Below are 26,311 nucleotides of genomic sequence, written 5' to 3' on the forward strand. Positions count from 1 at the left end.
GGTTTGCAAGCTAAATCACTTGTTGGCGCAGAACTCAGGATCAGCGAGTATTCTGGAGCGCATGAGAGGTGCACGTGCAGGATCAAAAGTTGCCCAGGATGCGGGATTCCGCCATCACAAACCACGCCCCTTCGCCCCGGCAGATTTCGAGCCCTACGAGGGAGGCGCTGATCCGGCGCGCGTATCCGAGGCAGCCCATCTATCCGCCCAGGCTTTCGTGCAGCGCGGCATTGCCAACAACGACCCCGAAGTTTCACGCCGGCTGATTGCGGTGGCCGAAGAAGAAGGGCTGGAGGTGCTCGCGCAGCTGTGGAGCGAGGCTCCGGCCCGCTCCCTGCCAGGTGCCCTGTGGCGCTTGTATGCGGTTCGCGCGGCAACAATGAGCAAGCCCGAGGTGCATTCTGCACGCTTCCAGGCTGGAGCCCATCGTGCCCAGGTCGAACGCATCGTCGCCGGAGTGGCCGAGCCGCCGACCGCCGAGGAGATGAAGAAGATGACCGGGTCGATTCTCTCCGGCGCCTTCGACGGCGACTTCGCCCACGCCTTGGAACGCACCGCCGCCTATTGCCGGGTACTGGCGCTGGGCATGACCGAGCATGCCGATGCCGCGGATTTTTCCAGCAGCGATCGGGGAACCAAGCTGACCCAGCAGGCCAAGGCCCTGATGGGCACCGCCGTGGATCTGGAAGCCTGCGCCCGGCTTTGGCGCCAGGACGCATTGGACTGAAACATGATCCCGCGCCCTTAGGATGGGTTGAGGAAGTTGCCCCTCAATTTTAGGCAGGTGGGTGTGGGCGCCGCATCGAGGACCAACTCTTCAGGGCTGGTACGCTGGTTGCTGATCTTGATCGCAACGGCGTTGCTTTCCCAAACGGCGCTGAACCTCATTCGTCCGGTGACCACCTATAAGCTCATCTCTTTTGGCTCCGGCGAGTTCACCGTCGGCGTGGTGACCGCGGCCTATGCCATCCTCCCGCTGTTCACCGCAATGATGCTGGGCCGGGCCAGTTCGCGAATCCGCAGGATCCGGTTCCTGATGGTTGCCGGCGTGGCCCTCTTGGCCGCTGGCGGCATCGGCATCAATTTCTCCCCGAATGCCTTGACCGTGGCGCTGGCCAGTGCCGTGCTCGGGCTCGGGCACTTGATGTTCACCATTGGCGGGCAATCTTCCATCGCCCGGTTCTTCCCCGACAGCGATCTGGACAAGGGCTTTGGCTGGTTCACGGCCGCCTACGCGGCTGGGCAATTCATCGGGCCGCTGATTGGCGGATTGGTGCTCGGCTCCGGTACCGATGCCGTCTCCCCTGAGCGCATCGCCGGCATCAGCCTGTCGCTGTGGATTGCGGCCGGGTGCTCGCTGCTAGCTGTCCCCTTCTTGCTTCCGAGCTGGCAGCCGAGGATTTCCAAGACGGCGCCGCAAACCCGCCCGGCGAAGTCCGAAGCCTCCATTCCCTCGGTCTTGCGCATCAAGGGCATGGCTTCGCACATGTTCGCCTCGATGACCTTGCTGGCCATGCTGGACATCCTCACGGCCTTCTTGCCGCTGGTGGCGGAGAAACATGGCGTCACACCCGAAGATGTTGGTGTGCTTTTGGCCATTCGAGGTTTCGCTTCGGTAGTTTCCCGGCTGTTCATCCCCAAGCTCTCGGCCCACTTCGAACGCAACCACCTGCTGGTCACCAGTTTGTACATTTCGGGCATAGCCATCGCGCTGGCCCCGATCTTCATCGATTCGCTGTGGGCCTCCGGGGCCGCGTTGCTGGTCGGCGGCTTCTTCCTGGGCCTGGGCCAGCCGATGACCATGACCATGATTTCCACCTCGGTGCCGGCGGTGGACCGCGGTGCCGCATTGGCCGTGCGGCTCATGGGAAACCGGGTCGGACAAGTAGCTTTGCCGATCATCTCGAGTACGGTCGCCGCGGGTTTGGGGCCGGCGGGAGCGATCTGGTTCTGCTGCGCGCTGCTCTGCCTGAGCGGAGCGGAGAAGAGCGTGCGCCGCTAGCGTGAGAAAACGCACGAGCGCCGCCCTGCGGTTGACAGCACACCGGTAGGGCGAGAACACTAGGTAACGGTGCCGGGCCGCTGGTAACCCCGGGCTCCAAAATTCTGCCGCTTCGAGCGGCCTTCCGCCGAGAGGCGTTCCCGGTCCGGCACCTTCAAATACCCGGTGTTAACTTCCAGGTCGTAAACTGTTCTGCGTTGGTACCAATAGCCGTCGAATCGAATGGTGCGCCGTAAAGTGAAGTTCCAGATCTTTCCCTCCGCCTCGCGCGGCATCGAGTTGCTGTGCGGGTTGACGACGACCATTCGCACCTCCGTTGCCAATGTCGCCGAGATGATCGGCTCACCCGATACCCGTGCGGACCAGCTGCGGGATCTGGCCTCCGCGGAAGCCGAGGCCTCCGATCTGGTGCACGCGGTGCTCACCCACCTGCGAACCAGCTATATCAGCCCGCTTCCCCGCGAAGACATGTACACGCTTTCGCGCTTGCTGCACGAAACCATGGAACAGCTGCGCGGCACCGGCGAACTGATCATGACCGTTGGCTCCACCCCGCTTTCCGAGCGTTCCTCGGAGCAGCTTGAACTCATTTCGCAGCTGGCCGAGCTGGCCTCCGATTCGGTCCAGCGCCTGCATAACCTCGATGACCTGGAAGACAACTGGCTGCAGATGCTGCAGTTCTCCAAGCGCGCGGCCCGAACCCACCTGGTGTGGGTCAATGAGATCGCGAAGTTCGCCAAGCCAGGGACCATCCACCGCCACCAGCGCGTGGCCGACCACCTGATGCTTACCGCCAACACCCTGCGCCAGTTCGCCGACCACCTGGGTCGCGTGCTGGTGAAGGAGTCCTAGGGGAAATGACCATCCTTTCGGTCCTCACCGGATTCGCGATCGTCCTGACCCTGGGCTATGGCGTGCTCAACGGCTTCAGGGATTCCTCTACGGCCGTTGCGGCCTCCGTCCGCACCAGGGCGCTGCGCCCGGCCATTGCGGTCTCTGTGGCGGCGGTATTCGCCTTCCTCGGCACCTTGGCGACCTCGGGGCTGAGCGTGGCGCTGGTGGACAAGCTGAACTTCAATCTCCCCGATGGCGTCGTCGGATTGAAGCTGCTGATCTGCGGCCTGCTGACCGCCGGCGCGTGGGGCCTGTATTGCTGGTGGCGCGGCCTGCCGGTCAGTTCCACCCATGCGCTGTTCTCCGGCTTGGTGGGCGCCAGCGGCGCCTCGGCTTTCATGGGCGACCTGTCGATGTCCGGGGCCTGGGGTCTGCTGCTCGGCTCGGTGCTGCTGCCCATGCTGATCACCCCGGTCATCGCCTACCTGTTGTCCTATGCGCTGGTGATTCCGGCGACCTGGCTGATGCGCCACAACTCCTCGCGTTCGGTCAACAACGGCTCGCGCGCAGGCCAGGCCATCACCGCCTGCGCCGTGGCTCTGGGACTGGGGCTGCAAGATGGCCAGCGCACCGGCGCGATGATCGCACTGGTGCTGATCACCGGTCATGCAATGGACCCGGGGCCCGTGACATGGGCTATCCAGCTGGCCGCGGCCTCGGCACTGGGGCTTGGCGTGCTCCTGGGCGGATGGCGCATCACCTATACGCTCGGCCGCCGGCTGGTGAACTTCGATCCGCTGCGCGGCATGATCGCCCAGGGCGTAGCCGCGGCAATGCTGTTCCTCGGCTCGCTCGTCTTGCACCTGCCGCTGTCCACCACGCAGGCGGTAACCAGCGGCATCGTCGGTGCCGGCAATAACCAGTCTTTCGAATCGGTGGTGTGGCGCAATGTCACCAAGGTGCTGCTGCACTGGGTGCTGACCCCGATTGCCTGCGTTGCCTGCGGCGCGATTCTCACCCTGGCGGTGCACCCGCTGCTGGGCAACGCCTAGTCTTCGCCCGGAATGAAGAGGTCTTCGATCTTGCAGCCGAAGACCGCCGAGAGCTTGAATGCCAGCGGCAGGGACGGGTCGTAGCGGCCTTTTTCAAGCGAGATGACGGTCTGCCGGGAGACGCCCAGCAGGTCGGCCAATGCTTGCTGGGAGAACCCGCGTTCCCTGCGGTATGCACTGAGATTGTTCTCCACTAGCTTTCTGCCCGCTTAATGATGAAATAGCGGATTCCGAAGTCAAGCAACGCCAGCAGCACGACACCAGCCAGAACGAGGCCAAGTGATGCTTGGATCTGAATGAACGAAAACACTGCACCACCGAGGCCGCAAACTAACAGCAAATCCTGGAACACTCCGATGGCAGCTCGGTCATACCACTGGCTCTCCACCGATATCTCGGGGTTCCTTGTGGCACCGCGCAGGGTGTCGCGATCCAGCAGCAACGCCCAGCAAGCTGTAGAAAGCACCGGCAGCAAGCCAGCGGCCATGAGCAACGCTGCCAAGACGAAATGCTCCGGGGCGTTCAGCCGGGCGAAGAGCACACCTGCACCGGCTGAAAGCACTGCCCCTGCGCTGAGGCTGACGGCAATCAGGGCGCCCGACCCGCCACCGAAGCGCGAACGGCCCCATTTGCTCTGGCCAACTGCTTTTGAATCCATCGTTGTCCCCTATCCCTATTGATGTAAACCACACTTTACTGACAAGCGTGCTTTACAGTCAAGGGTGCTTTACATGAATAGTTAAAGTGCAGCGGCGCACCGTAATCGGTGCGCCGCTGGCGGTGATCCCCTCCAGGATCCCCGGAAGACCCCCCTTCCGGTCCGTCTACCGCCGGCTCAAGGAGCGGCGGTATCCGAAATCTTTATCCGAAGCGTCCGGAGACGTAATCCTCGGTGGCCTTCTGCTCCGGGTTGGAGAAGATGGCTGCAGTGTCGTTGTACTCGATGAGCTTGCCCGGCTTGCCGGTGCCCGCAATGTTGAAGAACGCGGTCTTGTCGCTCACGCGTGCAGCCTGCTGCATATTGTGGGTCACGATCACTACGGTGTAGTCGTTCTTCAGCTCGTTGATCAGGTCCTCGATAGCCAGGGTGGAGATCGGGTCCAATGCCGAGCAAGGCTCATCCATCAGGATCACGTCCGGCTTGACCGCAATGGTGCGGGCGATGCACAGGCGCTGCTGCTGGCCGCCGGAGAGTCCCGAGCCCGGCTTGTCCAGGCGATCCTTGACTTCGTTCCACAAGTTGGCGCCGCGTAGCGACTTCTCGACCAGGGCATCGGCATCGGACTTGGAAATCCGCTGGCCGTTCAGCTTCACTCCGGCGAGCACGTTGTCCTTGATGGACATGGTCGGGAACGGATTCGGACGCTGGAAGACCATGCCGATCTGGCTGCGCACGGTGACCGGGTCGACGCCGGCGCCGTACAGGTCATCGCCGTCCAGCAGGACCTGGCCCTCGACGCGGCCGCCCGGGATGACCTCGTGCATGCGGTTCAGGGTGCGCAGGAAGGTGGACTTGCCGCAGCCCGAGGGGCCGATGAAAGCGGTGACGGACTTCGGCTCGATGTTGATCGAGACGCCTTCAACGGCGAGGAACTTGGAGTAGTAGACGTTCAGGTCGTTGACGTCAATGCGTTTTGCCATGATGTAATCCTTGAAAAGTTCGGGTTTGTCCGGACCGGAGCCTTAGCTCAACGGCCCTTCTTTGGGGCGAAGATCGAAGCGACCAGGCGGGCGATGAGGTTCAAAGCCATGACCATGAAGATCAGCAGCAGGGCAGCAGCCCAGGCGCGCTGCACCGACGGGTCGATGTTCGTCGGGCTGGTCGGAGTCAGGATCTGGTAGTAGATGAACGTCGGCAGCGTGGACATCCAGTTTGCGAAGACGTTCATGTTGATCTGGCTTGCGATGCCTGCGGTGACCAGGATTGGCGCGGTCTCGCCGATCACGCGGGCGATGGCCAGGGTGACGCCCGAGGCGATGCCGGAGATCGCGGTCGGGATGACGACCTTCAAGATGGTGCGCCAGCGGCGCACGCCCAGCGCGAAGGAAGCTTCACGCAGTTCGTTGGGAACGATCTTGAGCATTTCCTCGGTGGAGCGGACCACCGTTGGGATCATCAGCACGCTCAACGCGACCGCCGCGACGATGCCCATGCGGGCGTTCGGACCCAGGATCATGCCGAAGAAGGCCGCTGCGAACAGGCCGGCAACGATCGAAGGAATGCCGGTCATCACGTCGACGAAGAAGGTGATCGCCTTGGACAGCGCCTTGCCCTGCCCGTATTCCACCAGGTAGACAGCGGTCAGCATGCCCACTGGAACGGAGATCAAGGTGGCCCACAGGGTGATCAGCAAGGTGCCCATCACCGCGTGGTACGCGCCGCCGACTACCGGGGTGCCATTGGCGACGGATTCATTGTCCACCGCGCCGGTCACGCCGTTCATGGAGCTGAACAGGAAGTGGCTGTTCAGGCCCGGCATGCCCTTTTCCAGCACCGTATAGAGCACGGATACCAGCGGGATCACGGCGACGATGAACGCCGCGTAGATCAGGTAGGTCCACATCGCGTTCTTGCCGCGGCGCTTGCCTTCAGCTGCGGTGGTGATCACGGAGGCGGCCACCAGGAAGATGAGCGCCGAGTAGATGGCGAAGGAGGCAACGTTGAAGCCGGTCAGCGTGGACGCTGCCGCGCCGACAATGATGGCGCCTGCGGCGATCGCCCAGATGGCCCACTTCGGCAGCTTGCCCTTGGCCAAGGAGTTGCGCTTGCGCACCGGTGGAGTCGGGGCCCCGGGCCTGTTGCTCTGGTTAGTAGTCATGGTGCTCATCAGTTAGCTCCCGAGAATTCCTTGTGGCGGGCGATGATTCCACGAGCGATCATGTTCACGACCAGGGTGATCAGGAACAGGACCAGGCCGGCGGCGATCAGCTCTGCCAGGCGCAGGCCGAAGGCCTCAGGGAAGTTCAAGGCGATTTCCGCGGCGATAGTCTGGTTGCCGGTCTTGATCAGCGATGGGATCAGGTTGCCGGTGGAGAGCACCAGCGCAACGGCCATGGTCTCGCCCAAGGCGCGGCCCAGACCCAGCATGACGGCGGAAATGATGCCCGGACGGGCGAACGGGATCACCGCGGTGGTGATCATTTCCCAGCGGGTTGCGCCCAGTGCCAGCGCGGCTTCCTCGTGCAGCTTGGGAGTCTGCAAGAAGATCTCGCGGCTCAGCGAGGTGATGATCGGCAGCACCATCACGGCCAGCACGATGCCGGCGGTGAGCATGGTCTTGCCGGTCTGGCTGGCGGGGCCTTCGAAGATGGGGATGAAGCCCAGATTCTTGGCCAGCCATTCGTAGCCTGGAACCAGAGCCGGAGCGAGCACCATGTAGCCCCACGCGCCGTAGATCACCGAGGGGATCGCGGCGAGCAGATCGATCAGGTAGCCCAGCGGGCCTGCGACCTTGCGTGGAGCGAAGTGCGAGATGAACAGCGCCACGCCGATGCCGATCGGGGTGGCGATCAGCAGCGCGATAGCCGCTGCGATCACGGTGCCGATAACAATCGGCCAGATGTAAGCGAAGAATCCTGCGCCGCCGGAAATCTCCGCCGGATCGGCGAAGAACGTCGGCAGGGCTTGGATCAGCAAGAAGACCGCGACCGCGAAGAGCGTGATCAGGATCAGGACACCGGCGCCCAGGGCGGCACCGGAGAAGATCTTGTCACCAGCGCGGCCGGAAGTCGATGACTTGCTTGTCAAAGCATTGGTAGTCATGGCTAGAGCCTTTACGAAACGGGGGTGGTGCAGTTTTCACTGCGGGGGTGGAGGGGTACTGCTGGTGCGGGTGGGTGAGTTCGTCCACCCGCACCTGGTGCCGGTTGCCCGGCGGGGTACTACTCGGCGACGGTGATGCCGTCGATAGACTTCTTTGCCTTCTCGGCAATGGCTGCCGAGATCGGGGCGTTGCCTGCCGAAGCCTGCGCGGTCTTCTGTCCATCTTCGGAGATGACGTAGTTGCCGAAGGCCTTGACCAGATCGGCTGTCGCCTGGTCCTTGTAGCTGCTGCAGAAGATGTGGTACGAAACCAGGACGATTGGGTAGGTGCCCGCTTCGGTGGTGTCGCGCTCCAGGTCCAGAGCCAGGTCGTTCTCGGCTGCGCCTTCAACTGGGGTTGCGGTCTCCAGGGCCTTGGCAGCTGCTTCAGCAGAAATCTTGGTGTATTCCTCGCCGACCTTCACGTTCACGGTGGACAGGCCGCCCACTGCGGAGAAGTCGGCGTAGGTGATTGCGCCGTTGGTGGAGGTGGTGGTCGAAACCACGCCAGAGGTGCCCTTGGCATTCTCCGACTGGATGTCGCTTGGCCAGTCGCCGGAAACATCGTAGCTCCAAACGTCAGCCGCTGCGGCCTTCAGGTACTCGACGAAGTTCTCGGTGGTACCGGACTCATCATTGCGGTGCACCACGGTGATTGCGGTGTCCGGGAGTTCAACGCCTTCGTTCTGCTTGGCGATAGCCTCATCGTTCCACTTGGTGATTTGCTTCTTGAACACCTTGGCGATGGTGGCTGCGTCCATGTTGATCTCTTCAACGCCTTCGAGGTTGAAAGCGATCGCGATCGGCGAAACGTAGGCCGGGATGTTGAATGCGCCTTCTGGGCCGCAAACTTCCTTGGCCTTTTCGGCTTCGTCTTCCTTCAGGTATGCATCCGAGCCGGCGAACTGCGCGCCACCGGCCAGGAATGCTTCGCGGCCTGCGCCGGAGCCATCTGGCGAGTACTGCACGTTGGCTTCCGGGTTGGCGGTCTTGAAGCCGGTGGTCCATGCTTCCATGGCCGAGTTCTGGCTGGATGCGCCGATGCCGGTCAGGGTTCCGGTGACACCGGATGCTGCCGACGCCTCGGCACCTTCAGAACCTGCTGCGGCGGTTGGGTTATCCGAGCCGCAAGCGGTCAGCGCGAGCGCCGCTACGGAAAGAACAGCAGCTGCGCTGCCAAAGCGATTGAGCTTCACGAGATTTACTCCCCATGTTGGTAGATCGATGTAAAACCTTCAGCGGCTTCTTCCCGCTTCATCTACGACGTTAAAGATCGAAAGTAACCAGCTCCCCCGGCAAAGGTGAACATAAGGTTAACAACATACCCGAAGCCAAGTGATCCTGCTCACCAGCGCAATATCCCGGCAGCTTCTGCCACCTGCCGCCGAACACGTGGAAGACTGAAGCCATGGCAACTGGGCGGAAAGTGAAGCGCATGCCAGCGCATCTATTCGGATTCATAGCGCAGCGCAATCGCGCTGGGCTGATACGCTCGCGCAACTCCCTGCCTAGAATCCTGCGCATGACGCTTGGCGCAATCGGAGCCTTTTGGATCGCCGAAAGCATCTGGGGACATTCCCAGCCGATTTTCGCAGCCACCAGCGCACTGGTTTCCCTGGGCTTCGGCGCCTCCACCACCGTGCGCAAAACCGCCGAAGTCGCCCTGGGGTGCACCCTGGGGGTGGCGCTGGGCGATACCCTCATGCATTGGTTCGGGCAGGGGATCTGGCAGGCCGCACTGGTGATGTCGCTGAGTCTGGTCATTGCCCGCTATTTGGATTCCGGTGCCATCTTCTCCACCCAGCTGGGCATGCAATCGGCACTGGTAGTGCTGCTGCCCATCAGCGCGGATGGGCCATTTGCCCGTTCCATCGATGCCCTGACCGGGTCCCTGCTTGCCCTGCTGGTGATTATTTTCTGGCCTACCGACCCGCGGCGCAGCCCGGTGTCCGCGTTATCGGATCTGTTCAAGGAGCTCTCCGAAGCGCTTTTGGAATGCGCCTGGGCCATCCGCGACGATGACCGGCGCGCAGCCTTCCACGCACTGATCAAGGCTCGCGGAACCCAGAAGTACCTGGATATGCTGCCAGCCGCCTTCCGCGCTTCGAAGGAAATCGCAACGATTTCCCCCACCGGGCGTCGCCACCGCCATGAACTGAACCGGCTATCCAAGCGTTTCAACCACTACGACTGGGCCGCCCGCAACTCGCGGGTCTTCGCCCGGCGCCTTGCCTCCGTGCTCAGCAACAGCGCACTGACCCCGGAAGGCGCGCAAACCTTGGCTCCCCTGATGCGCGAGCTATCCGAGGCGGTCAACACCTTGGCGCACTCGGTGCGCGAAACCACGGTGGCTGGCCAACGCAAATACGAGAAGGCCGCCCAGCTGCAGCTCGAAGGCGTCGCCGCCCAGCTGGATCCGCGCGCCCTGGGAGTTGAGGGGCTCCAGGGCGAAGGCCTGGTCTTGCTGCTGCGCCCGATGGTGGTGGATCTGCTCGAAGCGGCAGGCCGCGAACACGAAGAAGCCATCGAAGTGCTGCCCAAGCTGTCCTGAACGAAAATGTCCGCATAGCTCGATAGCATTGAGCCATGGCCAAAACCTCCACTCGCAGCAAGTCTTCCGCATCGTTCAAATGCTCTGAATGCGGGTGGACCACGATTAAGTGGGTGGGCCGCTGCGGCGAATGCCAGGCCTGGGGCACTGTCGAAGAAGTGGGTGTCGTCTCCGCCCGTACCGTAGCCGCGGCCAAGGTGGCCCACCCAGCCAAGCCGATCGCGCAGATTGACGGCTCCGAAGCGGCCTTCCGCCCCAGTGGCGTCTCCGAACTTGACCGCGTGCTCGGTGGCGGCCTGGTTCCGGCAGCCGCGATCCTGCTGGCCGGCGAACCTGGCGTGGGCAAGTCCACGCTGCTCTTGGACGTTGCCGCGAAAGCCGCGCAAACCGGCTTGCGCGTGCTCTATCTAACCGGTGAAGAGTCCGCCGCGCAGGTAAAGTCCCGCGCCGAACGCATCAACGCCATCGCCGATACGCTGTTCCTGGCCGCCGAAACCGACCTGGCTCTGGCCTTGGGCCAGATCCAGGAGATCGATCCGCAGCTGCTGATCCTGGACTCGGTGCAGACCTTCTCCTCGGCAGAGGTGGACGGCGCTGCCGGCGGCGTTTCCCAGGTGCGCGAAGTCGCTGCCTCGATCATCAACGCGGCCAAGACCCGAGCCATGTCCACCATCATGGTCGGCCACGTGACCAAGGAAGGTTCGGTCGCCGGCCCACGGCTGCTCGAGCACCTGGTGGACGTGGTCTGCCAGTTCGATGGCGAGAAGCATTCGCGGTTGCGCATCCTGCGCGCGCTGAAGAACCGCTACGGAGCCACCGACGAGGTGGGCTGCTTCGATTTGAATGAAGACGGCATTGAATCGCTGACCGATCCTTCCAAGCTTTTCGTCACCCGAACCCGCACCCCGGTGCCGGGCACCTGCATCACCGTCACGATGGAGGGCCGCCGGCCGCTGGTTGCCGAGGTGCAGACCTTGCTCTCGCGCAGCAATGCCCCTGCTGCCCGCCGGGCCACCAGTGGCTTGGATGCCGCGCGGGCGCAAATGGTTGTGGCGGTGCTGCAGGCCCGCGCGCATATGGATCTGTCGTCCATGGACTCGTATATCGCCACCGTGGGTGGCGTGAAAATTGCCGAACCCGCCTCGGATCTGGCCTGCGCGCTGGCATTGGCTTCTTCGATGAATGAATTCCCGCTGCCGCAGGACTTCGTGGCCTTCGGCGAAGTCGGCTTGGCCGGCGAAGTTCGGCAAGTACCGGAAATCTCACGGCGCATCACCGAGGCGCAGCGTCTGGGCTTCTCTTTCGCGATGGCTCCGGCCACCCCGGAACCGTTGAAGAATATCCCCGAGGGCATCCGCGTATTCCAGGTGGAGAACATCGCGCAGGCGCTGGATATTGCGTTTAACCAGCGACAGAAGCCCGCAGGATAAACTTGATTGTTGCTGCCCGCCGAAAGGACGCAAGTTGAAAGCGCACCCAACCCCCGGATTCCTTGCCGTTCTGGCCCAGATTGCCCCGGGTACCGAGCTCGCCCAGGGTCTTGAACGGATCCAGCGCGGCCGTACTGGCGCTCTCATAGTGCTGGGCCATGACAGGCTCGTGGAGTCGATCAGCTCCGGCGGCTTCAGGATCAACACCGAATACACGCCTACACGCATCCGCGAACTGGCCAAGATGGACGGCGCGATCATTCTGGACGGCACAGGACGCCAGATCCAGCAGGCCGGCGTGCAGCTGATGCCGGATGCGCAGATTGAAACCCAGGAGTCCGGCACCCGCCACCGCACGGCAGAACGCGTAGCCGCGCAAACCGGGTTCCCGACGATTTCGGTTTCGCAGTCCATGCAGACCATCACCCTCTATGCCGACGGCGAGCGCCATGTGCTCGAGCCAGCCGAGCGCCTGCTGGCCCGCGGCAACCAGGCTATTGCTACCTTGGAACGGTACCGCCACCGCCTGGACCAGGTCACCAGCGCCCTGTCAGCTGCGGAAATTGAAGATGTCGCCACCGCGCGGGAAGTGCTCGCTGTCTTGCAGCGCACCGAGATGCTGCGCCGTACCAGCGAAGAAATCTCCCGCTACGTGCTGGAGCTGGGCATCGATGGGCGCCTGCTGGCGGCCCAGCATGCGGAATTGCTCTCCGGCATCCAGGCGGATAACCAGTTGCTCCTGCGGGACTATTCCGACGCTGAAGGCCAGGAGCTGGATATCGAGCGTGCCCTGGAGACGCTGCATGAAGTTTCCGATGCCCAGCTCATTGAGCTTGATGGCCTGACCAAGATCCTGTTCCCGCACTCCACCATTGGCCAAGACGACCAGCTGACCCCGAAGGGCTACCGCCTGCTTTCGCAGATCCGCACGGTGCCCAAGCTGGTCGGGGACCGCCTGGTGGCGTCCTTCGATAACTTGCAGCTGCTCATGGCAGCGTCCACCAGCCAGCTCATGGAAATCGAGGGCGTCGGCGAGCAGCGTGCACGCTCCATCCGGGAAGGGCTGGCCCGCATGGCCGAATCCTCGTTGCTGGATCGCTACATCTAGGCGTTTTCACTCCAAGGTGAAGGTGACCGGCTCCGAAACGAAGTCGCCGATAGCGGCGGTGAACTTGTAGGTTCCCGGACGCGGCTGCACGCTGACCGACTTGCACCCGGGAGCCGAACGCTCGCGGTTCCAGGTGAAGCGCGCGTTCTCCTTCTGCCCCGGCTTGAAGGCCAGATTCACATCTTCTGCGCCATCCAGGCAATCGATGGTGGAGAAGATGCGGTCCGCGCCGCTGGAAACCAGGAACTCCTGCTGCGTGGTTCCGACGTTCAATTCGCATTCGCGCTTGGAAACATTTTCGATGCCCAGCAGCAAGGTCGGCTTCTTGTCCGAGGCGTAGCTTTTCGCATCGGTAGTCGCAGTAATCTCGACCTCGTCGCTCTTGCACTTCTTGGCCGCAGCTTCGTCGTCTTCCGGCTCTGGCGATGGCGAAGGAACCGACTGGGTTTGCTGGGCGCTTGGCTCATTGCCTGCAGTTTTCTTCTCATCAGGGGAGAACAATCCGGCCAGCGCAACGACGCCCCAGACAAGCAGGCCGACGAGCACCAGGGCAAGTACTGCCACGGTGATCCGCCTGCGCCGGTAGACGCTGGCCGATGGTTTCCCCCCTGATGCGTTGCTCATGGCTTAAGGCTAATTCATTTGCCTGCCCGAAGCCGGTAATGGCGTAGGATCCAGGGCAAATCACGTTCTGCAATCCATTCCCGCTGATTCCGGGCGGGCGGTGCGCTGGCTTAGAGTGGTGGGGTGCAGCAAATCCACAACACCATCAACACCTGGTACCTAGAGAACGCCCGCGACCTGCCTTGGCGACGCCCCGGAGTGAGCGGCTGGGAAGTCATGGTCAGCGAGTTCATGCTCCAGCAGACTCCGGTAGTTCGTGTCTTGCCGGTTTGGGAAGAATGGATGCGCCGCTGGCCACGGCCGCAGGATCTGGCTGCGGAACCGCTGTCCGAAGCACTGAAAGCGTGGGGACGGCTGGGCTATCCGCGGCGCGCGCAGCGCTTGCATGCCGCCGCCGTGGAGATCACCACCGAGTACAACGGCGAAGTCCCGCGCACCGAAGCCGAGCTCCTGGCCTTGCCGGGCATCGGCTCCTACACCGCGGCCGCCATTGCCTGCTTTGCCTTCGGCGAGCGCACCGTTGTCGTGGACACGAACATTCGCCGCGTGCATGCACGGCTCTTTGGCGGCATGGCATTACCCGAGCCAAGCCCGCGTGCCAGTGAATTCGCCCGGGCTGCAGAAGTCCAGCCCGAGGATCATCAGGCAGCGAATCTGTGGAATATTTCGGTAATGGAACTCGGTGCCCTGGTGTGCACCGCTCGCAGCCCGAAGTGCGAGCAATGCCCGGTCTTCCAGCAGTGCGCATGGATTGCCCAGGGGCAGCCGGCCCCGCACTACATCCCGAAGGGACAAGCTTGGAAGGGTACGGACCGGCAGGTCCGCGGCGCCATCATGGCGATCCTGCGCGAGCATGAGCAGGCGGTGCCAGAGCAGTCCTTCCTGGCCGAGCTGTCCCATGAATCGCATGCAAGGTATGTGGCGCTTGACCAATTGCAATCACCATTGGAGCAGCGTGAACGGGCACTGGCCGGGCTGCTCAAAGATGGCCTGGCGATCGCCGAAGAAGATGGAATCCGCCTGCCTTCGTAGCATCGGCCCGGAACGAGCCAGAAGCGGCTAGCTTTATGCCCTGATGCCTACCTATGCTTAGCCCATGAACGCTTCAGTTGATCCGGCCGCTGCTGTTCGCCACGTAGCCAAGCACCCATGGTTCGAACGCGCCGCACGCCTGGGATACGTCGCCAACGGCGTACTTCACGCAACCGTGGGAATCCTCGCAGCTTTCGTCGCTGCCGGCGGCAAGGCGGAAGCCGATCAGGGCGGAGCCATGGGCGCCTTGGCAGAGCAGCCTTTCGGCATGGTCTTGCTGTGGATCTGCGCAATCGGCGCACTATTGCTGGGCCTATGGTCCTTGGCGCAGGCCTTCTTGCCCGAAAACGAGCTGAAGGGCAGGCTCAAGTCCGCGGCCATCTCGGTGTCCTTCTTGGCTGTCGGCTTCACCTTTGGGCGGTTTGCGGTGGGAATTCCCAGTGATTCGGGAAAGACTGCCACCAGCTTCAGCGGAGAAATGATGAAGACCGGACTTGGCCGGGGGTTGCTGATCGCCTTGGGCCTGGGGCTGCTGGCCATGGCCGGCTACTACATCTACAAGGGTGCCACCCGGAAGTTCTTGAAGGATCTCTCCGGTTCCGGAAATACCGAGGTATCGCGCGCGATCAAGTACTCGGGCATGCTGGGCTATCCTGCCAAAGGCGTAGTCCTCGGTGCCGTGGGCCTGCTCTTCATCGTGGCCACGGTACAGCGCGACCCGGAAGAGGCCAGCGGCATCGATGGCGCGCTGAAGGCCATCCAGGATCAGCCGTTTGGGCCGGTTGCCCTGGTTGCTATCGGTGCGGGCCTGGTTTGCTACGCGCTGTACCTGGTATTCCGTGCGCGCTACGACCGGATGGACTAGAAGTATCAGTCCAGCGTAATGATCATCCGGGTGTTGCCCAAGGTATTCGGCTTCACGCGGGCGAGGTCCAGGAATTCAGCAACGCCTTCATCCCGGGAGAGCAGGATCTCCTGGTATACCGCTGGATCCACGGCGCTCTGGTCAGCCATCACCTTGAAGCCTTGGCGTATGAAGAAATCCACTTCGAAGGTCAGGCAGAAGACGCGGCCAACCCCGACTTCCCGGGCACGTTCCAAGAGTTCGGAGAGCAGGACATGGCCTACGCCCTTGCCACGCAGCTCGCCCGAGGTCGCCAAGGTACGGATTTCGGCGATGTCTTCCCAGATGACGTGCAAACCGCCGCAGCCGACAACATTGCCGTCCGCGTCCTCGGCGACCAGGAATTCCTGGATGGACTCGTAGTAGGTGACCGCTTCCTTATCCAGCAGGATCCGTTCCTCGGCCAACGGGCGCACAAGATTGCGGATAGCGTTGACATCACTGGTTCTGGCTGAGCGGACGGTAAAAGAGTTCACGTTCTAAATCCTATGCCCCACCGTTTGCAGAATCGAAGCAGATGCCGGATATGTCATTGAAGGAACATCCCGCAACACGGTGTGCCAAGATAAACTTGAACATTGAAGTCGCACTGGAGCAAGGATGAGGATGCCAGCTAGAACAGCACGCCCCGGATTCGGGTTGCTTGCCATCCTCCTATCCGCCGTCGGCATCGCTCCCCTGCTTAATTACGGGTTGAACGCCACCAGCGACCTGGTCATCAGGGATTTGGGAATCACCGAATCCCAGTTCGGCCTGTTGGCGACAGTGTGCTTCGGCTGCGCCGCACTGGGTAACGCCGTCTTCGGGAAGTTCTCCGACAGGCAACCGGATACCAGGCTGGTCCTGCTGATCTTCGGCACGACGGCGGTCGCGCTGGGCTTGGCAGCCATTCCCGCAGGCTACGTCTTGCTCCTGGCGGCTTCCGGCCTGGCCGGCTTCGCCCAGTCATTCCCCAACGGGGTCACCAACCGCATTCTGGCCCAGCGCGTCCCTAGTGCCCAGCGCATCACGTGGACTGGCATCAAGCAGTCTGGCGTGCAGGTTTCGCAGCTCGTAGGCAGCGTGGGGTTCCCGCTGCTGGCTGCATTCATTGGCTGGAACGGAGCATCGCTGGCCGGCGCCGTGCTCGCCGCGGTCCTCGCGGTGATCGCTGTACGGGTTATCCGCGCAACCCCCGTGCTCGCCGCGCCTGCCCCGCAGAAGGCGGCAGCGGGCGCGAGCCAGCCGGTGGCTGCGGCCGCCCCCTCCACGAAGTTCGTCATTTTTGCGCTGGCCCTATTCGGTTTCATCAACGGTGTCGGCGTACAGGCAACCAACGTCTACCTGGCGCTCTTTGCGGTCCGCGAGCTGGACTTCTCCTTGGTCGCTGGCGGCCTGACCGCCGCGGTCGCTGGCGTCATTGGCGTTTCCGCCCGCGTCGGATGGGGGCAGATGATGTCACGCGGCGTATCAGCGCCTAAGCTCTTGCTGCTGCTGGCGTCGCTGGCCACTGCGGGCGGTGCCAGCTTCCTGATGGCCCAGCAGCTGCACTCGGTGGCCTTGCTCTGGCTAGCGGTCTGCCTGCACGGGGCCTCGGCCCTGGGAGTTTCGGTAGTGCTGATGGCGGGCTTGCTGCGGGTGATCCCCGCAAGCCGCCTGGGAAGTGCCAGCGGAATCGTCTCGGCGGGCCAGTTTGGCGGTTTCACCGTGGGGCCCTTGGCCATGGGCCTGCTGGTCGGCTCGGCCGGTGGCTTCACCGCGGGCTGGATCACCGTCACCGGGATCTACCTGTGCTCAACGGTGCTGGGTGCATTCCTTGTCCTGCGAGCCAGGAACCGGGGCTAGCCGGTGGATGCCGAAGCGCTGAAAACCCTGGCGCACTTGCGCCGGGCCAGGGACCTGATGGACCGGCACTATGCGGAACCATTGGATGTGCCTGCGTTGGCCCAGCGTGCTTCCATGTCTCCTGCTCATTTTTCCAGGGAGTTCAAGCGGGCCTATGGCGAGACCCCGCATGCCTATTTGCTCACCCGCCGTATCGAGCGCGCCATGCATCTGCTGCGCGCATCGGTCTCGGTAACAGATGCTTGCATGCAAGTGGGATGGACCTCTCTGGGTTCCTTCAGCACGCGCTTCACCGAAGTGGTCGGCGAAACTCCCTCGTCATACCGGGAACGGGACCATTCAGCCACCGAGCAGATCCCTGCCTGCATCGCCAAGATCCTTTTGCGTCCCGAGAGATTCTGAGCAGTTTTGAAGAAGCGCTATCTGGTCGGCGCTCCCTAGGCTGGAGTCATGGCAAGCATTTCAATCAATCATGTCCCTTTGACCGTGCTCGATGTCGATGAGGCGCTCGCGTTCTACCGCGATGCGCTGGGCTTCACGGTCGTCTCCGATGTCGCCAACGGCGGCTTCCGCTGGGTGTCCCTTGGCGGCTCCGACGGCACCGGCACCAACCTGGTGCTTTCGGCTCCGGGCGCTGGCCGGTCAGCTGCCGATGCGCAGGCCCTGGCCGAGCTGGTAGCCAAGGGAGCGATCGGCCCGCTGGTGCTGTCCACCAATGATCTGGACAAGGTCTTTGAAACTTTGAGCGCGTCGGGCGCTGAAGTCCTGCAGGAGCCAATGGAGCAACCGTGGGGTCCGCGCGATTGCGCCTTCCGCGATCCTTCGGGAAATATGGTCCGTATCAACCAAGCAGTTCAGGGAGAAGAAGCATGAGCAGTTCAGAACAAGAAGGCTTTTCAGCCGCTGAGAAGGCCGCGATGAAAGAGCGGGCCGCTGAGGTGCGCACTTCGAAGAAGCGCATGACCAAAGCCGAGAAGGCGGAACAGGCCCGCAAGGAAGTGGAAGAGAAGATTGCTTCCTTCGAGGGCAACGACAAGGTGCTTGCGCAGAAGCTGCACCGGATCATCACCGAGACGGCTCCGGAATTGGAGCCGAAAACCTGGTATGGCATGCCCGCTTACGCCTTGGACGGCAAGATCTTGTGCTTCATGCAGGATGCCAAGAAGTTCGGTACCCGCTACCTGACTTTCGGCTTCAACGATGTTGCGCAGCTGGATGAGGGCACCCTATGGCCCACCTCGTTCGCCATTACCGCGCTTGATGGGCAGCTCGAAGAAATGCTTGCCGAGTTGGTAGCCAAGGCGGTGGCCGGCTAAGCCCAGCACGCCCGGAGGGATTCGATTGCCCTTCAGGCGTCGAGGCTTTCTTGTTCCGCCTGGGGCAATGCCTCTGCCAGCAGCGAGGCGGACAGCGCGAAGACCCCGATCAGCCCAAGCAGTCCCATGCCAATAGGCAGGGTGCCTTGCTGCGCGGCGTCTTCTCCCATGGCAGCGAGAAGCATGGCAGCGCCCAGTCCGAGGATTCCGAAGCCAGCGGCCAGGAAGCAGACCACAATCGATTTCGGTCCCGGGTTCCAGTGCCCCAATGAGGTGAAGTCGCGGTAGGCAATGATGCCGATGGCAATACGGAGCGTGCCCGCGGCACCAATCACCAGCACCACCAGCCACGTTGGGCCGTACCCGGCTCCGTCGGTGCCGGCATGGCGCACCAATTGTCCAGGAAGCTGGAGACGGAGGAGAAGGTACAGGGCTGAATAGGCCATGACTGCGAGGCAGGAAGCGGCAATCAGCTGTTGCCCTTTGCTTCGCTTCTTCATGTGTTGAGCCTACGACATGGCCGGATTAAAGCCCATAGCCGTGGAACTGAACGTTGCCAGTTCCACGGCTATGGGTTATGCCTCTGCGGCCTAGCTTTCCAGTGCTGCCGGTGCCGGCTCGCCTTCCAGCTGGCCGGTGCCGCCTTCAGCGTGGAAGACGAACTTGCGGCTCTCGCCTTCGCCCTCGACGTCGACGGTGACCTTCTGGCCCGCAACGATCTGGCTGAAGAGGATGCGCTCGGAGAGCTGGTCCTCGATATCGCGCTGGATGGTGCGGCGCAGCGGGCGGGCACCCATTGCTGGATCGTAACCGCGCTGAGCCAGCAGGCTGCGGGCAGCCTGGGTCAGCTCGATGGTAATCTCGCGTTCTTCCAGGCGCTTGGCCAGGCGTGCGATGAACAGGTCGACGATCTCTTCGATCTCGTCCTGGTTCAGCTGCGGGAAGACCACGGTGTCATCAACACGGTTCAGGAATTCAGGGCGGAAATGCTGACGCAGTTCCTCCTGGACCTTGGCCTGCATGCGCTCGTAACCGGTCTTGGTATCCGCGGCCGACTGGAAGCCGGTCATCACACCCTTGGAGATGTCGCGGGTACCGAGGTTGGTGGTCATGATGATGATGGTGTTCTTGAAGTCCACCACACGGCCCTGGGAGTCGGTCAAGCGGCCGTCTTCCAGGATCTGCAGCAACGAGTTGAACAAGTCGGCGTGCGCCTTCTCGACCTCGTCGAAGAGCACTACGGAGAACGGACGGCGGCGGACCTTCTCGGTCAGCTGCCCGCCCTCTTCGTAGCCGACGTAGCCCGGAGGAGCACCGAAGAGCCGGGAAACGGTGTGCTTCTCCGAGTATTCGGACATGTCCAGGGTGATCAGCGCGTCTTCTTCACCGAAGAGGAACTCTGCCAGCGCCTTGGCCAGCTCGGTCTTGCCTACACCGGTTGGGCCGGCGAAGATGAACGAACCACCTGGGCGGTTCGGATCCTTCAGGCCTGCACGGGTACGGCGGATCGCCTGGGAGATGGCCTTGATCGCCGAGTCCTGGCCGATGACGCGCTTGTGCAGCTCGTCTTCCATGTTCAGCAGGCGCGTGGACTCTTCCTCGGTCAGCTTCACAACCGGGATGCCGGTGGAGTTGGCAAGTACCTCGGCAATAAGGTCCTCAGTCACCTCGGAGACTTCGTCCATGTCGCCATTGCGCCAGGACTTCTCCTTCTCGTTGCGGGCCTCAATCAGCTTGGATTCCTTATCGCGCAGCGAGGCAGCCCCTTCGAAGTCCTGCGCGTCAATCGCAGCTTCCTTCTCCAGGCGCACGGTGGCGATTTCCTCGTCCATTTCCTTCAAGGCCGGAGGAGCGGTCATGCGCTGGATGCGCAGGCGTGCGCCCGCCTCGTCGATCAGGTCCACGGCCTTGTCCGGCAGGAAGCGATCGGAGATGTAGCGGTGCGCCAGCGTGGCAGCGGCCTGCAGTGCACCATCGGTGATGGTCACGCGGTGGTGCGCCTCGTAGCGGTCGCGCAGGCCACGCAGGATCTGCGTGGTCAGCTCTACCGAAGGCTCCTTGACCTGGATCGGCTGGAAGCGGCGCTCAAGCGCTGCATCCTTCTCGATATTCTTGCGGTACTCATCCAAGGTGGTGGCACCGATGGTCTGCAGTTCGCCACGAGCCAGCATCGGCTTGAGGATCGACGCGGCATCGATGGCGCCCTCGGCGGCACCAGCACCAACGAGGGTGTGGATCTCGTCGATGAACAGGATGATATCGCCACGGGTGCGGATTTCCTTGAGGACCTTCTTCAGGCGTTCCTCGAAGTCGCCGCGGTAGCGGGAGCCGGCCACCAGGGAACCGAGGTCCAGGGTGTACAGCTGCTTGTCCTTGATGGTCTCGGGCACATCGCCGCGCACGATCGACTGGGCCAGGCCCTCGACGACTGCGGTCTTGCCGACACCAGGCTCGCCGATCAGCACCGGGTTGTTCTTGGTACGGCGCGAGAGGACCTGCATGACGCGTTCCATCTCGTGCTCGCGGCCAATCACTGGATCGAGCTTGCCCTCGCGGGCAGCTGCGGTGAGGTTGCGGCCGAACTGGTCGAGCACCGCCGAGCCTGCCGGGGTGCCTTCCTGCTGTCCGCCCGAGCTGACGCCAGCGGAGGCAGTTTCCTTGCCGCCCTGGTAGCCCGAGAGCAGCTGGATGACCTGCTGGCGCACGCGACCGAGGTCAGCACCCAATTTCACCAGGACCTGGGCTGCGACGCCCTCGCCCTCGCGGATCAGGCCGAGCAGGATGTGCTCGGTACCAATGTAGTTATGCCCCAGCTGCAGCGCTTCGCGCAGCGAGAGCTCCAAAACCTTCTTGGCGCGAGGAGTGAACGGGATATGACCGGAAGGCGCCTGCTGGCCCTTGCCGATAATCTCCTGAACCTGCTCACGAACGGCACCCAGCGAAATATTCAGCGACTCAAGCGCCTTTGCGGCGACACCGTCGCCTTCGTGGATTAGACCGAGCAACAGGTGCTCGGTGCCGATGTAGTTGTGGTTGAGCATGCGCGCCTCTTCTTGGGCGAGCACGACAACTCGACGGGCACGGTCGGTAAATCTCTCAAACATCTTCGGCACACTCCTTGCTTACCAATAATTCGATGCTACGCACCAAGCGCCGGCAATGCGCCCTTGTTCGCCACAGGGATAACCGAAGCGGTCCCCTGGTACCGGAAATCCGTAATTGAGGTGCAATTAATTTCCGGATTTACTTGGCTCACCAATATTGCGATGTTCAATGAAAGTATTGGATGAATTACGAACGTCGTTATAAGAATAAGAGCCGGCACGCATTGCGTGCCGGCTCTTATATTGAGACTTGTTGAAAACCCCGCAAATTACTTCGCGCGGTTTCGCCCGCCCTTGCGCATTGCAGCATTGTAGGCATCTACAACTTCTGCATTAAGGCGTCCGCGTGCGTTGACCTTGATGTTGTTTTCCTTCGCCCATGCGCGGATTGCTGGAGCTTCGCTCGCTGCAGTCTGCTTCGACGAGCGCGCCGCATCGATGTACGGCTCGATGGCTGCATGGAACTGAGCAGCATGCTCGTCGTTCAGGTCGATTTCAAAATGCTGACCAGCGACGCTGAATGCAATAGATTCAGTCGCCTCGCTACCATCAATATCGTCGATCAGGGCAATTTGAACCTGACGTGCCATTTAGGAATTCCTCCGAGCTTGAATGTACTGGACCAACTGACATTCGATCATCAGCCCATTTCAAACAACAAGCATATACAAATAGCCGCACTAAACTCTAATTATCATCAGAATTCACAAGGTTCTTTCAGGAAAGACTAATTCTCGTTTACTGGATTATTAGAATCCGAGCGATTTTGAATTAGCGCATCAGCTTCAGCTTCAGCTTGGCGTTCTTTTCGATCCGCGTTTGTAATTGCTTTCATCACGTACCAGAAAAGCAGCGCCAGGCCGATTGTCGGGACGATCGCCTCAATATATGGCATTCCTATGCCTCCGGCTTTAGGAGTGGGAACAGAATAGTTTCACGAATACCGACGTTGGTGAAAAGCATAACCAGACGATCGATACCTAAACCGATACCGCCCATCGGCGGTGCACCGTATTCCAATGCACGAAGGAAGTCTTCGTCAAGCTGCATTGCTTCCGGATCGCCGCCAGCAGCCATCAGGGACTGCTCGGTCAGGCGCTCGCGCTGGATCACCGGGTCAATCAGCTCGGAGAACGCGGTACCGCGCTCCATGCCGCCGATGATCAGGTCCCAGGCCTCGATGACTCCCGGCTTCGAGCGATGCGGGCGTGCCAGCGGCTGTGCCAGTGGCGGGTAGTCGCACACGAAGGTCGGATCGATCAAGGTCGGCTCGACGATTTCGCCGAACAGCTCGATGACCAGCTTCTGGGCGCCCCAGGCTGGATCGATCTTAACTTCGTGCTTCGCAGCGACTTCGCGCAGCACCGAAGCTTCGGTTTCCGGGGTGATCTCCACGCCGACAGCTTCGGAAAGGCCAGGGTAGACGCTGACCCAGCGCCATTCGCCGTCCAGGTTAGCGGTGCCCTTGGGGGTCTCGATGGTGCGGCCGGCACCAATGGCATCAGCGGCATTGAGAATGATTTCCTTGATGCGATCGGCCATGACGTACTGGTCGGCGTAGGCTTCGTAGGATTCCAAGGTGGTGAATTCCGGCGAGTGGGTCGAGTCGACACCCTCGTTGCGGAAGATGCGCCCCACTTCGAAGACGCGGTCAACACCGCCAACGACGCACCGCTTGAGGTACAGCTCGGTTGCGATGCGCAGGGTCATTTCCTGGTCAAAGGCGTTCAGGTGCGTCTTGAATGGACGGGCCGAAGCGCCACCGTGAACCAGCTGCAGCATCGGGGTCTCAACCTCGACGTAGCCACGGTTCTCCAGGGTGTTGCGTACGGCGCGGACGATCGCGGCGCGCTTGTAGACCATTTCGCGGGCCTCGTTGCGCACGATCAAATCGGCGTAGCGCTGGCGCACGCGGGTCTCTTCATTCAGATCGGCGTGCAGCACCGGCAATGGGCGCAGGGCCTTGGAAGCCATTTCCCAAGCGTCTGCCATGATGGACAGCTCGCCGCGGCGCGAGGAGATGACCTTGCCGGTCACGAACACATGGTCGCCCAGATCGACGAGCGACTTCCACTGGGCCAGGCGCTCTTCGCCAACGTTGGCAAGCGAGAGCATGACCTGCAGGCGAACCCCTTCGCCCTTCTGGCCGCCTTCCTGCAAGGTGGCGAAGCACAGCTTGCCGGTGTTGCGCATGAAAACGATGCGGCCGACAATGCCGACGACGTCTTCGGTCTCTTCACCAGCTTCGAGGTGCTCGTACTTGTCGCGGATTTCCTGCAACGAGTGGGTGCGAGCTATGCCTACCGGGTAGGCTTCCTCGCCCTTGGCCAGCAGCTGGTTGCGCTTATCGGTGCGCACCTGTCGCTGATCGTTTGGATCTGGGGCCTGTGCGGAATTATTTTCGGAAGTCACAATAGACCATTCTACGTGTCATCGCGTGCAGTTGAAGCCCTTCATGATCAGCCTTACACAGTGATCTTGGCCCGCAACGCAGGATAGGGCAGGGGCAAAGCTGGCTTTGCCCTGCCCTATCCATTCAGTTATGCGGTTTACCAGATTTCTACGCGGTCAGCTGGATCCAGCCACATGCCATCGCCGGGCTTGGTGCCGAAGGCCTCGTGGAAGGATGCCAGGTTCTTCGGCACCTGGTTGCAGCGGAACTCCCCGGGTGCATGCGGGTCGGTGGTCACGCGTACCACCGCGGTCTCCGGTCGAATCAGCGTGCGCCAGCATTCGGCCCAGGAGTAGAAGAAGCGCTGGTCTCCGGTGATGCCGTCGATCACTTCATCTTCCTGTATGCCAAGGGCGGCCAACTCGAGCTTGTAGGCCTTGTAGGCAATGCCCAATCCACCGAGGTCGCCGATGTTCTCGCCCAAGGTCAGTGCACCGTTGACGTTGTGTTCCGGGGCTTCTGAAGGGGACAGCGCGTTGTACTGGTCCACCAGCTTGGCGGTCAGCTTCTCGAAGGAAGCCCGGTCCTCATCGGTCCACCAATTGGTCAACTGGCCAGTGCCATCGAACTGCGAGCCCTGGTCATCGAAGCCGTGGCCGATTTCGTGGCCGATGACCGCGCCGATGCCGCCGAAATTCGAGGCGATGTCGCGGTTCACGTCGAAGAATGGCGGGCGCAGGATTGCCGCTGGGAACGCGATTTCGTTCAGCAGCGGGTGGTAGTAGGCGTTCACCGTCTGGGGGAACATGAACCACAGTTCGCGATCCACCCCGTCATCGATCTTCTTCAGTTCACGAGCGAACTCGAATTCGTTCGCCGAGGCAATATTCGCGATGACGTCCAGTTCATCAGTCTGGATGGCAGAGTAGTCGATCCATTGGTTCGGGTAGCCGATCTTCGGACGGAACTTGGAAAGCTTATCCAGTGCCTTTTCGATGGTCTCCGGTCCCATCCAGGACAGTTCGCTGATCGAGATGCGGTAAGCCTCGATGAGTCGCTGGACCAGCGCGTCCATGGCGTCCTTGGCCTCTGCAGGGAAGTGCTCAGCCACGTACAGCTGGCCGATGTCTTCGCCAACAGCACCTTCGGTGAATGCGACACCTCGCTTCCAGCGTTCCTTGAGCTGTTCCACGCCACCGAGCTTGGCCGAGTAGAAGGAGAAATTCTCATTGACGAATGCGCTGGACAAGTAGGGAGCGAACGAGCGCAGCACCTGGACCCGCAACCAGTTCTTCCAGGCATCCAGCGGCTGGGAGCCGAATAGCTCAGACAATCCCTGAAGGTAGCTTGGCTGCCAGACGACAACTTCGCTGTAGTACTTCGTCTCAATGCCGGCGCCTGCCAGCCAGGTCCTCACGCCCGGGAAAAGCGCGGAAAGCTCCTCATCGGACATCAGGTTGTAGCGTGCCTGAGCATCGCGGACCTTGACCCGGTCCCAGTGATGCGAGGCCATGGCCTTCTCGAGCGCTACGACATCTGCGGCCGCGGCTTCGGCATCAGCAATACCGCCAAGGGCCAGCAGGCGGCCAAGGTGATCCTGGTAGTCGGATACGGTTTCAGCGAACTGCTCTTCGCGATAGTAGGACTCATCGGGCAGGCCCAGGCCGCCTTGCAGGAAGGTCAGCAGGTTCCGGTCCGGATTGCCGGCGTCGTTCATCGCGCCGATATCCATGAAGCCGCTGATGCCTTTGCGCTGGAAGAAACCGCATACTTCGAGCAGCTGTTCGGTGTTCTGGATATCCGAAATAGTATTCAGGAAGACAGCAACCGGATCTGCACCGCGTTCTTCGATAACGGCTTCATTCATGAATGAGCTGTAGAGGCGGGCAATGCGCTGGGTGGCGGCGTCAGTTTCTGCACCGGAATCGACCTTCTGCACTGCATCATTAATGATTCCGTGGACCGCAGCCTCAGCCTGGTCGCGGAGTTCCATGAAGGACCCGTATATTCCTTGATCTCCTGGAATCGTTGCTGTCTCGAACCACTTGCCATTGCTATGGCGGTAGAGATCGTCCTGGGGACGAATTGAATCGTCGCGGTATGTCAGTGGACTCGTAGTCTCGGTGGTCAAGGAAAGCCCCTCGTGTAGAAGATCTTGTTATTTCTACTACACACCTTATCTACTTCCATGAAGATAGGAAGGGTGAGGACCGCCGATGCGCGTACGGCTTAAATAGTCTAGTTAAACAGGTGAGGCCCCGGCACCAAACGGTACCAGGGCCTCAAACCATCTACTCAAGTTAAGTCCGGCGGTGACCTACTCTCCCACACCCTCA

The 26,311-nt window shown here is 61.7% G+C and carries 27 protein-coding genes; 13 read left to right on the forward strand and 14 right to left on the reverse strand.

Features of this window, described 5'->3' with window-relative positions; all coding sequences use genetic code 11:
- The first annotated feature begins 61 nt into the window (after window positions 1–61).
- The 4 genes from ACIOU9_RS17440 (at window position 62) to ACIOU9_RS17455 (ending at window position 3,888) form a co-directional block, all read left to right on the forward strand.
- Window positions 62–727 (forward strand): hypothetical protein, encoded by a 666-nt coding sequence (locus ACIOU9_RS17440; protein WP_105658994.1) that lies wholly within the window; start codon window positions 62–64, stop codon window positions 725–727.
- A 63-nt stretch (window positions 728–790) separates the two neighbouring features.
- Window positions 791–2,002: an MFS transporter gene (locus ACIOU9_RS17445; RefSeq protein WP_332727355.1), complete on the forward strand. Its 1,212-nt coding sequence runs from the start codon at window positions 791–793 to the stop codon at window positions 2,000–2,002.
- Between the two features lie 237 nt (window positions 2,003–2,239).
- The gene (locus ACIOU9_RS17450; protein ID WP_286134404.1) at window positions 2,240–2,854 is read left to right on the forward strand and encodes a hypothetical protein; all 615 of its coding nucleotides are present in this window, start codon (window positions 2,240–2,242) and stop codon (window positions 2,852–2,854) included.
- A 5-nt stretch (window positions 2,855–2,859) separates the two neighbouring features.
- Window positions 2,860–3,888 carry an inorganic phosphate transporter gene (locus tag ACIOU9_RS17455; protein ID WP_105658997.1) on the forward strand — a complete coding sequence of 343 codons (1,029 nt, stop codon included), beginning with the start codon at window positions 2,860–2,862 and terminating at the stop codon, window positions 3,886–3,888.
- Here the strand turns inward: ACIOU9_RS17455 and ACIOU9_RS17460 are convergent.
- The 6 genes from ACIOU9_RS17460 to pstS all read right to left on the reverse strand — a co-directional run bounded on the left by ACIOU9_RS17460 (window position 3,885) and on the right by pstS (window position 8,886).
- Window positions 3,885–4,082, reverse strand: coding sequence for a helix-turn-helix transcriptional regulator (locus ACIOU9_RS17460; RefSeq protein ID WP_105658998.1), 198 nt, complete (start codon window positions 4,080–4,082; stop codon window positions 3,885–3,887). The genes ACIOU9_RS17455 and ACIOU9_RS17460 overlap by 4 nt on opposite strands.
- The gene (locus tag ACIOU9_RS17465; RefSeq protein ID WP_105658999.1) at window positions 4,082–4,546 is read right to left on the reverse strand and encodes a hypothetical protein; all 465 of its coding nucleotides are present in this window, start codon (window positions 4,544–4,546) and stop codon (window positions 4,082–4,084) included. Before ACIOU9_RS17465 ends, ACIOU9_RS17460 begins: the two co-directional genes overlap by 1 nt.
- A gap of 203 nt (window positions 4,547–4,749) precedes the next feature.
- A complete protein-coding gene (gene pstB / locus ACIOU9_RS17470; protein ID WP_105659000.1) occupies window positions 4,750–5,529 on the reverse strand; it encodes a phosphate ABC transporter ATP-binding protein PstB in 780 nt (259 codons plus the stop codon).
- A gap of 47 nt (window positions 5,530–5,576) precedes the next feature.
- Window positions 5,577–6,716: a phosphate ABC transporter permease PstA gene (pstA, locus tag ACIOU9_RS17475; RefSeq protein ID WP_105659001.1), complete on the reverse strand. Its 1,140-nt coding sequence runs from the start codon at window positions 6,714–6,716 to the stop codon at window positions 5,577–5,579.
- Window positions 6,716–7,651 (reverse strand): phosphate ABC transporter permease subunit PstC, encoded by a 936-nt coding sequence (gene pstC / locus ACIOU9_RS17480; protein ID WP_105659002.1) that lies wholly within the window; start codon window positions 7,649–7,651, stop codon window positions 6,716–6,718. The genes pstA and pstC overlap by 1 nt, the downstream gene beginning before the upstream one ends.
- Window positions 7,652–7,770: 119 nt before the next feature.
- On the reverse strand, window positions 7,771–8,886 hold the full coding sequence (pstS, locus tag ACIOU9_RS17485; RefSeq protein WP_402697718.1) for a phosphate ABC transporter substrate-binding protein PstS: 1,116 nt from the start codon (window positions 8,884–8,886) through the stop codon (window positions 7,771–7,773).
- A 326-nt stretch (window positions 8,887–9,212) separates the two neighbouring features.
- Here pstS and ACIOU9_RS17490 point away from each other — a divergent pair, with 326 nt between their 5' ends.
- The 3 genes from ACIOU9_RS17490 to disA are packed head-to-tail and all read left to right on the forward strand — an operon-like array spanning window position 9,213 to window position 12,779.
- Window positions 9,213–10,241, forward strand: coding sequence for an aromatic acid exporter family protein (locus ACIOU9_RS17490; protein WP_286134711.1), 1,029 nt, complete (start codon window positions 9,213–9,215; stop codon window positions 10,239–10,241).
- Between the two features lie 35 nt (window positions 10,242–10,276).
- A complete protein-coding gene (gene radA, locus ACIOU9_RS17495; protein ID WP_105659005.1) occupies window positions 10,277–11,671 on the forward strand; it encodes a DNA repair protein RadA in 1,395 nt (464 codons plus the stop codon).
- 34 nt (window positions 11,672–11,705) lie between these two features.
- Window positions 11,706–12,779 (forward strand): DNA integrity scanning diadenylate cyclase DisA, encoded by a 1,074-nt coding sequence (gene disA, locus ACIOU9_RS17500; protein WP_105659006.1) that lies wholly within the window; start codon window positions 11,706–11,708, stop codon window positions 12,777–12,779.
- Between the two features lie 6 nt (window positions 12,780–12,785).
- On the opposite strand, the gene ACIOU9_RS17505 is transcribed toward disA, so the two are convergent.
- Window positions 12,786–13,403 (reverse strand): hypothetical protein, encoded by a 618-nt coding sequence (locus tag ACIOU9_RS17505; protein WP_105659007.1) that lies wholly within the window; start codon window positions 13,401–13,403, stop codon window positions 12,786–12,788.
- Window positions 13,404–13,526: 123 nt separating this feature from the next.
- Between ACIOU9_RS17505 and ACIOU9_RS17510 the strand changes: the two genes are divergently transcribed.
- Together ACIOU9_RS17510 and ACIOU9_RS17515 are read left to right on the forward strand one after the other, a co-directional pair.
- Window positions 13,527–14,435 (forward strand): A/G-specific adenine glycosylase, encoded by a 909-nt coding sequence (locus ACIOU9_RS17510; RefSeq protein WP_105659008.1) that lies wholly within the window; start codon window positions 13,527–13,529, stop codon window positions 14,433–14,435.
- A gap of 64 nt (window positions 14,436–14,499) precedes the next feature.
- On the forward strand, window positions 14,500–15,300 hold the full coding sequence (locus tag ACIOU9_RS17515) for a DUF1206 domain-containing protein (protein WP_105659009.1): 801 nt from the start codon (window positions 14,500–14,502) through the stop codon (window positions 15,298–15,300).
- A gap of 5 nt (window positions 15,301–15,305) precedes the next feature.
- On the opposite strand, the gene ACIOU9_RS17520 is transcribed toward ACIOU9_RS17515, so the two are convergent.
- The gene (locus ACIOU9_RS17520; protein ID WP_105659010.1) at window positions 15,306–15,815 is read right to left on the reverse strand and encodes an amino-acid N-acetyltransferase; all 510 of its coding nucleotides are present in this window, start codon (window positions 15,813–15,815) and stop codon (window positions 15,306–15,308) included.
- A gap of 130 nt (window positions 15,816–15,945) precedes the next feature.
- Between ACIOU9_RS17520 and ACIOU9_RS17525 the strand changes: the two genes are divergently transcribed.
- From ACIOU9_RS17525 to ACIOU9_RS17540, 4 genes are read left to right on the forward strand one after another with little or no spacing between them, the layout of a single operon-like run.
- The gene (locus ACIOU9_RS17525) at window positions 15,946–17,163 is read left to right on the forward strand and encodes an MFS transporter (RefSeq protein ID WP_400344113.1); all 1,218 of its coding nucleotides are present in this window, start codon (window positions 15,946–15,948) and stop codon (window positions 17,161–17,163) included.
- Window positions 17,164–17,220: 57 nt separating this feature from the next.
- On the forward strand, window positions 17,221–17,565 hold the full coding sequence (locus ACIOU9_RS17530) for a helix-turn-helix transcriptional regulator (protein ID WP_219844379.1): 345 nt from the start codon (window positions 17,221–17,223) through the stop codon (window positions 17,563–17,565).
- Window positions 17,566–17,613: 48 nt separating this feature from the next.
- The gene (locus ACIOU9_RS17535) at window positions 17,614–18,036 is read left to right on the forward strand and encodes a VOC family protein (protein WP_402697720.1); all 423 of its coding nucleotides are present in this window, start codon (window positions 17,614–17,616) and stop codon (window positions 18,034–18,036) included.
- Window positions 18,033–18,479 (forward strand): iron chaperone, encoded by a 447-nt coding sequence (locus tag ACIOU9_RS17540; RefSeq protein WP_402697721.1) that lies wholly within the window; start codon window positions 18,033–18,035, stop codon window positions 18,477–18,479. The genes ACIOU9_RS17535 and ACIOU9_RS17540 overlap by 4 nt, the downstream gene beginning before the upstream one ends.
- A gap of 32 nt (window positions 18,480–18,511) precedes the next feature.
- Here ACIOU9_RS17540 and ACIOU9_RS17545 read toward each other — a convergent pair whose 3' ends face one another.
- From ACIOU9_RS17545 to ACIOU9_RS17570, 6 genes are all read right to left on the reverse strand, one after another.
- The gene (locus tag ACIOU9_RS17545) at window positions 18,512–18,979 is read right to left on the reverse strand and encodes a hypothetical protein (RefSeq protein WP_402697722.1); all 468 of its coding nucleotides are present in this window, start codon (window positions 18,977–18,979) and stop codon (window positions 18,512–18,514) included.
- Window positions 18,980–19,069: 90 nt separating this feature from the next.
- Window positions 19,070–21,583: an ATP-dependent Clp protease ATP-binding subunit gene (locus ACIOU9_RS17550; RefSeq protein WP_105659016.1), complete on the reverse strand. Its 2,514-nt coding sequence runs from the start codon at window positions 21,581–21,583 to the stop codon at window positions 19,070–19,072.
- 269 nt (window positions 21,584–21,852) lie between these two features.
- Entirely contained in the window at window positions 21,853–22,173 is a 321-nt protein-coding gene (locus ACIOU9_RS17555) for an Lsr2 family protein (RefSeq protein WP_105659017.1), read from the reverse strand.
- Between the two features lie 137 nt (window positions 22,174–22,310).
- On the reverse strand, window positions 22,311–22,478 hold the full coding sequence (locus ACIOU9_RS17560; protein ID WP_166650875.1) for a hypothetical protein: 168 nt from the start codon (window positions 22,476–22,478) through the stop codon (window positions 22,311–22,313).
- A 2-nt stretch (window positions 22,479–22,480) separates the two neighbouring features.
- Window positions 22,481–23,995, reverse strand: a complete 1,515-nt coding sequence (gene lysS, locus ACIOU9_RS17565) for a lysine--tRNA ligase (protein ID WP_332488537.1) — start codon at window positions 23,993–23,995, stop codon at window positions 22,481–22,483.
- 137 nt (window positions 23,996–24,132) lie between these two features.
- Window positions 24,133–26,106: a M13 family metallopeptidase gene (locus tag ACIOU9_RS17570; protein ID WP_402697723.1), complete on the reverse strand. Its 1,974-nt coding sequence runs from the start codon at window positions 26,104–26,106 to the stop codon at window positions 24,133–24,135.
- Window positions 26,107–26,311: the final 205 nt, after the last annotated feature.

The organism is Glutamicibacter sp. NPDC087583, from assembly GCF_044743685.1.
Lineage (GTDB): Bacteria > Actinomycetota > Actinomycetes > Actinomycetales > Micrococcaceae > Glutamicibacter.

Coding starts and splice junctions, on each gene's coding strand:
- ACIOU9_RS17440 (WP_105658994.1), top strand. CDS start 62: ATGAGAGGTGCACGTGCAGGATCAAAAGTTGCCCAGGATGCGGGATTC.
- ACIOU9_RS17455 (WP_105658997.1), top strand. CDS start 2,860: ATGACCATCCTTTCGGTCCTCACCGGATTCGCGATCGTCCTGACCCTG.
- ACIOU9_RS17465 (WP_105658999.1), bottom strand. CDS start 4,546: ATGGATTCAAAAGCAGTTGGCCAGAGCAAATGGGGCCGTTCGCGCTTC.
- pstB (WP_105659000.1), bottom strand. CDS start 5,529: ATGGCAAAACGCATTGACGTCAACGACCTGAACGTCTACTACTCCAAG.
- pstA (WP_105659001.1), bottom strand. CDS start 6,716: ATGAGCACCATGACTACTAACCAGAGCAACAGGCCCGGGGCCCCGACT.
- pstC (WP_105659002.1), bottom strand. CDS start 7,651: ATGACTACCAATGCTTTGACAAGCAAGTCATCGACTTCCGGCCGCGCT.
- ACIOU9_RS17490 (WP_286134711.1), top strand. CDS start 9,213: ATGACGCTTGGCGCAATCGGAGCCTTTTGGATCGCCGAAAGCATCTGG.
- radA (WP_105659005.1), top strand. CDS start 10,277: ATGGCCAAAACCTCCACTCGCAGCAAGTCTTCCGCATCGTTCAAATGC.
- ACIOU9_RS17505 (WP_105659007.1), bottom strand. CDS start 13,403: ATGAGCAACGCATCAGGGGGGAAACCATCGGCCAGCGTCTACCGGCGC.
- ACIOU9_RS17515 (WP_105659009.1), top strand. CDS start 14,500: ATGAACGCTTCAGTTGATCCGGCCGCTGCTGTTCGCCACGTAGCCAAG.
- ACIOU9_RS17525 (WP_400344113.1), top strand. CDS start 15,946: ATGCCAGCTAGAACAGCACGCCCCGGATTCGGGTTGCTTGCCATCCTC.
- ACIOU9_RS17530 (WP_219844379.1), top strand. CDS start 17,221: ATGGACCGGCACTATGCGGAACCATTGGATGTGCCTGCGTTGGCCCAG.
- ACIOU9_RS17535 (WP_402697720.1), top strand. CDS start 17,614: ATGGCAAGCATTTCAATCAATCATGTCCCTTTGACCGTGCTCGATGTC.
- ACIOU9_RS17540 (WP_402697721.1), top strand. CDS start 18,033: ATGAGCAGTTCAGAACAAGAAGGCTTTTCAGCCGCTGAGAAGGCCGCG.
- ACIOU9_RS17545 (WP_402697722.1), bottom strand. CDS start 18,979: ATGAAGAAGCGAAGCAAAGGGCAACAGCTGATTGCCGCTTCCTGCCTC.
- ACIOU9_RS17550 (WP_105659016.1), bottom strand. CDS start 21,583: ATGTTTGAGAGATTTACCGACCGTGCCCGTCGAGTTGTCGTGCTCGCC.
- ACIOU9_RS17555 (WP_105659017.1), bottom strand. CDS start 22,173: ATGGCACGTCAGGTTCAAATTGCCCTGATCGACGATATTGATGGTAGC.
- ACIOU9_RS17560 (WP_166650875.1), bottom strand. CDS start 22,478: ATGCCATATATTGAGGCGATCGTCCCGACAATCGGCCTGGCGCTGCTT.